This is a genomic window from Actinokineospora sp. NPDC051303 (assembly GCF_055586285.1).
In genome coordinates this window covers 22,163-28,762 of record NZ_JBVJIN010000066.1, presented here as the reverse complement: position 1 = coordinate 28,762, position 6,600 = coordinate 22,163, and the positions used below count along the sequence as shown (strand labels likewise).

At 70.1% G+C, this 6,600-nt stretch carries 8 protein-coding genes; all 8 read left to right on the top strand.

From position 1 onward, the window contains the following. Window positions 1-299 precede the first annotated feature (299 nt). Window positions 300-1,652: a cell division protein FtsZ gene (gene ftsZ, locus ACZ6SD_RS29790; RefSeq protein ID WP_465320339.1), complete on the top strand. Its 1,353-nt coding sequence runs from the start codon at window positions 300-302 to the stop codon at window positions 1,650-1,652. A 115-nt stretch (window positions 1,653-1,767) separates the two neighbouring features. Next, window positions 1,768-2,484, top strand: a complete 717-nt coding sequence (gene pgeF / locus ACZ6SD_RS29785; protein ID WP_465320338.1) for a peptidoglycan editing factor PgeF — start codon at window positions 1,768-1,770, stop codon at window positions 2,482-2,484. Beyond that, window positions 2,481-3,230 carry a YggS family pyridoxal phosphate-dependent enzyme gene (locus tag ACZ6SD_RS29780; RefSeq protein WP_465320337.1) on the top strand — a complete coding sequence of 250 codons (750 nt, stop codon included), beginning with the start codon at window positions 2,481-2,483 and terminating at the stop codon, window positions 3,228-3,230. The genes pgeF and ACZ6SD_RS29780 overlap by 4 nt, the downstream gene beginning before the upstream one ends. A 103-nt stretch (window positions 3,231-3,333) precedes the next feature. Beyond that, on the top strand, window positions 3,334-3,969 hold the full coding sequence (locus tag ACZ6SD_RS29775) for a cell division protein SepF (RefSeq protein ID WP_465320336.1): 636 nt from the start codon (window positions 3,334-3,336) through the stop codon (window positions 3,967-3,969). A 28-nt stretch (window positions 3,970-3,997) separates the two neighbouring features. Further along, a complete protein-coding gene (locus ACZ6SD_RS29770) occupies window positions 3,998-4,273 on the top strand; it encodes a YggT family protein (RefSeq protein ID WP_091448281.1) in 276 nt (91 codons plus the stop codon). A 46-nt stretch (window positions 4,274-4,319) separates the two neighbouring features. After that, window positions 4,320-5,150 (top strand): DivIVA-like cell division protein Wag31, encoded by an 831-nt coding sequence (gene wag31, locus ACZ6SD_RS29765; protein ID WP_091448279.1) that lies wholly within the window; start codon window positions 4,320-4,322, stop codon window positions 5,148-5,150. Window positions 5,151-5,230: 80 nt separating this feature from the next. Beyond that, window positions 5,231-5,767, top strand: a complete 537-nt coding sequence (locus ACZ6SD_RS29760) for a hypothetical protein (RefSeq protein WP_465320335.1) — start codon at window positions 5,231-5,233, stop codon at window positions 5,765-5,767. A 102-nt stretch (window positions 5,768-5,869) separates the two neighbouring features. Continuing rightward, the gene (locus ACZ6SD_RS29755; RefSeq protein ID WP_465320334.1) at window positions 5,870-6,529 is read left to right on the top strand and encodes a ceramidase domain-containing protein; all 660 of its coding nucleotides are present in this window, start codon (window positions 5,870-5,872) and stop codon (window positions 6,527-6,529) included. Window positions 6,530-6,600: the final 71 nt, after the last annotated feature.

Here is a 6,600-nt window from a genome sequence, read left to right as displayed (position 1 = left end):
AAGTACAACACCGGTACGAGCGGCGCCGCGGCCGCACCGCCAGGAACCACCCCGATCACGACTGACACGCACCGGTACTTCGATACAGGCCCTAGTCCACTAACCAGCTTCTCGGAGACCCTTGCGTAGGTACGGTGACGAACAATGGAGCCCCCGTACGGCGTGGCGGCTGGATCGTGGCTCTCCGTATGCCTACCTTCCTTGCAGGTCCGGGGTTGACATAACTCTCACTCTCTGGTTGAGGTCGAGGGTCCAGGGCCAGAGCACACCGCAGGACCACGAAAAGGAAGGCGGCTTCGATGACGCCCCCGCACAACTACCTCGCCGTGATAAAGGTCGTCGGCATCGGTGGCGGCGGCGTGAACGCCGTCAACCGCATGATCGAGGTCGGCCTCAAGGGTGTCGAGTTCATCGCGGTGAACACCGACGCGCAGGCGCTGCTGATGTCCGACGCGGACGTCAAGCTCGACATCGGCCGTGAGCTGACCCGCGGTCTTGGCGCGGGCGCCAACCCCGAGGTCGGGCACCGGGCCGCCGAGGATCACCGGGAGGAGATCGAGGAGGTCCTCAAGGGGGCCGACATGGTCTTCGTGACCGCGGGCGAGGGCGGTGGCACCGGCACCGGGGGCGCGCCCGTGGTGGCCTCGATCGCCCGCAAGCTCGGGGCGCTCACCATCGGCGTGGTCACCCGGCCCTTCTCCTTCGAGGGGAAGCGGCGGGCCAAGCAGGCCGAGGACGGGATCACCGAGCTGCGCAACGAGTGCGACACGCTCATCGTGATCCCCAACGACCGGCTGCTGCAGCTCGGCGACGTCGGCGTGAGCCTGATGGACGCGTTCCGCTCGGCGGACGAGGTGCTGCTTTCCGGTGTCCAGGGCATCACCGACCTGATCACCACCCCCGGTCTGATCAACCTGGACTTCGCCGACGTCAAGAGCGTCATGTCGGGCGCGGGCAGCGCGCTCATGGGCATCGGCTCGGCGCGCGGCGAGGGCCGTGCGGTGCAGGCGGCGGAGAAGGCGATCAACTCGCCGCTGCTGGAGGCCTCCATGGACGGCGCGCACGGCGTGCTGCTGGCCATCGCCGGTGGGTCCGACCTCGGCCTGTTCGAGATCAACGAGTCGGCGTCGCTGGTGCAGGAGTCCGCGCACCCGGAGGCGAACATCATCTTCGGCACCGTGATCGATGACTCGCTCGGCGACGAGGTCAGAGTCACCGTCATCGCGGCGGGATTCGACAGCGGTGGCCCGACGCACAAGAAGCTCGACCCGACCGGGTTCGGTTCGCGCAACACCACGGTGTCGGCGCAGGCGGGTCAGGTCGGCGGATCGACGGCCCAGGCGCAGCCAGAGCAGCCGCCGCAGCGGCAAGCGCCGCCGCCGGTCGAGCGTCCGGCTCCGCCCGCGCAGCCGCAGCCCACATACCAGCAGCCGCCCGCCTACCAGCAGCCCGCGCAGCAGGAAGCCCAGCCGCAGAGCGACGGCTACCAGCCCGCGCGGCCGTCGACCGGCTACCAGCCGACGTCCTCGGCTCCGCCGTCGAGTGTGGGGCAGTCGCTGCCGAGCGTGCGGGGCAACCTGCCGCACCGCGCCGTCCCGGTGACCGAGGACCCGGACGACGAGGTGGACGTGCCCCCGTTCATGCGCCGGTAGCGAACCCGGCCTTGCGACACCCGCGAACCCCGGCGCTCCCCGCCGGGGTTCGCGGTCGTCTGAAGGCACTAAGTTGGAGCCGGACAGGCTCCCTAAGCTCGTTGAGGAGTGCAGGTTGCGGATTCGCCGGGTGGTCACCACACGTGACGGCGGGGTCTCCTCGGCCCCCTACGAGTCGTTCAACCTCGGCGATCACGTGGGGGACGACCCTGCTGCCGTCGCGGCCAACCGCGCGCGCCTCGCCGCCGAACTCGGCCTCGGGCCGGACCGGCTGGTGTGGATGGAGCAGGTCCACGGCCGCACCGCCGCGGTTGTCGACGGGCCGAGGGACGCCCCGCTGGAGGCCACCGACGCGGCCGTGACCGCCGTGCCCGGACTCGCTCTGGTCGTCCTCGTCGCCGACTGCGTTCCGGTCCTGCTCGCCGATCCGGAAGCCGGGGTCGTCGGGGCCGTCCACGCGGGCCGCGTCGGCGCGCGGGTCGGGGTGGTGCCCGCGGCCCTCGCCGCGATGACGAAGGCGGGCGCGGACCTCGCCCGCGTCGAGGTCCTGCTCGGGCCATCGGTGTGCGGCGAGTGCTACGAGGTGCCGCAGGCCATGCAGACCGATGTGGAGCGACACCTGCCCGGCAGCGCGTGCCGAACCCGAAAGGGCACCCCGGGCATCGATCTGCGCGCGGGTCTGTGGCGCCAACTCGCCGACGCCGGGGTGTCCCGGATCGGGATCGACCCGCGGTGCACGAACGAGGAACGGTCACTGTTCAGTCACCGCAGGGAAGGGACCACTGGGCGATTGGCCGCGATCACCTGGGTTGATCAGGGTCAGGACCGGTGAGCGAGCCGGTGACCCATCCCACCGATCGGGCCGCCGAGATCGCGGCCAACCTCGCCGAGGTTCGCGCCCGGATCGCCGCCGCCTGCGCCCGCGCCGACCGCGACCCGGCTGAGGTCAGGCTGCTCGCGGTCACCAAGACCTTCCCGGCCGAGGACGCCGCCGTGCTGGCCGACCTCGGCGTGCTGGACCTGGCCGAGAACCGGGAGCAGGAGGCGGGTCCGAAGGCGGCGGCGGTGGCCGGGCTCCGGCCGGAGTCCGCTGTCCGCTGGCACATGGTCGGCCGGTTGCAGCGGAACAAGGCCCGCTCGGTGATCCGCTGGGCCGCCGAGGTCCAGTCGGTGGACTCCACCCGCCTCGCCGAGGCGCTCGCGCGCGCGGTCTCCTCGGCCCGGGAGTCCGGCGAGCGGGCCGAGCCGCTCGACGTCCTCTTGCAGGCGAGCATCGACGGCGACCCCGCGCGGGGCGGCTGCCCGCTGGACGATCTTGTCGGACTCGCCGACGTGGTCATTCGATCGAGTGATCTTCGACTCCGGGGGATCATGGCCGTGGCGCCCCTCGGGATGGAACCTTCCGCCGCCTTCGCGCGTCTAGCAAGTGCCGCTCAACGGCTGCGGGAGCACTATCCCGCTGCTCGTGAACTGTCGTGCGGCATGAGTAACGATCTTGAGATAGCGATCGACTATGGGTCGACATGCGTGCGTGTCGGAACCGCGCTGCTCGGGGGACGCGGGCTAGCCTCCCCCTAGCAAGGTTCCGGGAGGCAAGATCCCCGGAGCGACGGTTGAGACGTGCGGGGATGTGGTAGTCGACGCACGTGGGACCACGCTTGGGGAGTCGCGGAGGAACGCCATGAGTACGCTGCAGAAGCTGAAGGCCTACTTCGGAATGGTCCCGGCAGAGGAACTCGACGACTACGACGCCGACGAGTACGACCGACGTGGCTACCGCCACCGCCCGGAGTACTTGCCCGACGACGAGTTCGACGACTACGGCAGCGGCAGGCGCCGCTGGTTCGGTGGCCAGCGTGCGGGCTACCGAGACGAGATCGAAGACGACTACGAGCCCGCCGAGCGCGGCCGTCCGAGGCCCACCACCTGGGCACCGGCCGCGGACGCCCCTACCCATGGAGCCCTTGCGATGGACGCACGCCGCGACCCGGCGTCCCGGCTTCGGCAGGCGGAGCAGCCTGCCCCGGCGAGCTACCCGCTCGGCCGGGTCGTGACCCTGCATCCGAGCAGCTATGTCGAGGCCAGGACGATCGGCGAGCACTATCGCGACGGCCGTCCGGTGATCATGAACCTGACCGAGATGGACGACGCGGACGCCCGGCGTCTGGTCGACTTCGCGGCCGGGCTAGCGTTCGCGTTGCGTGGTTCTATGGACAAGGTCACCAACAAGGTGTTCTTGATCTCACCGCCCAATGTCGACCCAACCGCGGAGGATAAGCGGCGGTTGGCGGAGGGCGGGTTCGCCACCCGAAGCTGAGTGATGGCAGAGTTGAGCTGTGCAACCAGTGCTACTTGCCGTCTATTGGGTGTTGTTCGCCTTCTGGCTGTTGCTCACCGCGCGCGTCGTGGTGGAGCTCGTCCGCACGTTCGCCCGAGAATGGCGGCCCGCGGGTGGGGTTGCGGTAACGCTGGAGACCATCTACACAGTGACCGATCCTCCGGTACGTCTGGTCCGTCGGCTCATCCCGACGATCCGGATCGGAGGCGTGGGCCTGGACCTATCGATTATGGTGCTGCTGTTGGTCGTATTCATTCTGATGCGGCTGGCCTATCCCGGGTAGTCGGGAACCTGGGTACCTGCAGCCCTGGAGTGCGTGAGGTGATCAGATGTCGTTGACCCCCGCTGACGTGCACAACGTCGCGTTCAGCAAGCCTCCCATTGGCAAGCGGGGCTACAACGAGGACGAGGTGGACGCGTTCCTCGACTTGGTCGAGGTGGAGTTGTCCCGCCTGATCGAGGAGAACAACGACCTGCGTGCGCAGGTCGAGCAGCTCGACTCGCAGCTTGAGTCGGCGCGTGCTGACCTCGATGACGCCCGGTCCGGCGGCGGCCCCTCGGTCGCGCCCGCCCGGCAGGTGGAGGAGCCGCGCCGCCTGACGCCCGTCCCGCCGCCCAGCTCGTTGGAGCAGACCAGCCCGGGAAGCAGCGGCGATCACCACGTGCAGGCCGCCAAGGTGCTGGGGCTCGCGCAGGAGATGGCCGACCGGCTCACCGGCGAGGCCAAGGCCGAGGCCGACGGAATGCTGGCGGAAGCCCGGACCAAGTCCGAGCAGCTGCTCTCCGAGGCGCGGTCTAAGTCCGACACCATGGTGAACGAGGCGCGTACGCGGGCCGAGACCATGCTGAACGACGCGCGCACCCGGGCGGAGACCCTGGAGCGGCAGGCCAGGGAGAAGGCCACCACCCTGGAGCGCGACGCCCAGCGGCAGCACACCGAGATCATCGGCGCGGTGCAGCAGGAGCGCACCACGCTGGAGAAGAAGATCGACGAGTTGCGCACGTTCGAGCGGGAGTACCGGACCCGGCTCAAGACCTTCCTGGAGTCCAGCCTGCGCGAACTCGGCGACCGCGGCTCGGCCGCGCCGAGCACCGAGGGCGGTCGTGGGGCGGGCCAGCAGAGCGGCTACTCGTTCGGCCCGCGGGCCGAAGCGGGCTGACCGGTAGCCGGGCGGGTCGCCGTCGCGCGGACGGGTGTCCGCGGGATCGCTGAGGCGGCTCGCCCAGGCAGACGGGGCACATGGTGCTGCTAATTGTCTTGTTGCTGGTGCTCGCGGCCTTCGGGCTGTTGATCGCCGCTCTCACCACGGCGAACACGCTGTGGGCGTGGGTCTCGGTCGTCATCTCGCTGGTGGCCGCCGCGATCCTGCTTCTCGACTGGTTGGGCAACCGCCGTCGCGCCGCGGCGGCCGAGGCCGCGGAACCGGACAAGCCGGTGCCGTCGACCGCGGTCGACCAGCCCGCTCCCGCTCCGGTCGCGCCCGAGGAGCCTCGGCCCGCCGACCCGGCGGACGAGCCCGCGGAAGAGGCGACTGACGCCGCCGACCTGCTGGTGGTCTCGGAACTCACCGCGGACGTCCGCGTCCTGGACGAGCGTCCGAGGTATCACCTGACCGGGTGCAGTTGGCTGGCGGGTCGCCAGTCGCTGATCCTGCCGGTGTCCGAGGCCCGACAGCTTGGCTTCACCCCCTGCGGGCTCTGCACGCCGGACGCCGTCCTGGCCAGCAAGCATCGGGAGAGTCGGGCGGCCAAGCAGCCCCGGCCAGGGTCGGGCTGATCGACCGGCTGGTATCGGCAAGGTCACAGGTCGTCTGTCGGTGACGAGAGTCACCGGTCGCGGGTCACCCTCCGTTCATCCTGGACGGCCAGGGTGGCGGACATGCCGGTCGACGGGTACTGCGAGCGCACCGGGCCGGACTTCTGGTCCGAGCCGGTCAACGCCCTGACGAACGTGGCGTTCCTCGTCGCCGCCGTCGTCGCCTACCGCCTGGTGGCCCGGCGGGGCGCGCCCGCGAGCGTGGTGACGCTCGTCGTCCTGCTGGTCGCGATCGGGGTGGGCAGCTTCACGTTCCACACGGTCGCCACGACGTGGGCCGCCGCGTTGGACGTCGGGCCGATCTTGCTGTTCATGCTGACCTACGTGGTGGTGTTCCCGCGCTGGTTCCTCGGGCTGCCCTGGCGGCTGGCGTGGTTAGGGGCGCCCGCGTTCGTGGCATTCGCGGTGCTGGTGAACCTTGTCGTCGGCGGCGGCACTTACCTGCCCGCTCTCCTGGGGATGGTCGTGTTCGCCGTCGTGCTTTACCTGCGGGGTCTACGCGCGCACGCGACCAGGTTCGGGATAGTCGCGGCGCTGTTCGCGGTCTCGTTGACCTTGCGGACCATCGACGGGCCGGTGTGCGGCGGGTTTCCGGTCGGCACGCACTTCGCCTGGCACGTGTGCAACGCCGCGGTGCTGTACCTGTTGATCCGCGCCGCCGCCCAGCGGTGGTGGGAGGTCACCTCCTCCGGCATATCGGTTGCGGAGACGCGTTACCCTTGAGGGCACAGGCGTTGATCCGGCCATCACCGGGGAGCCTCCGGAAGAACGGGCGCGAGCCCCAGTAGAACCGG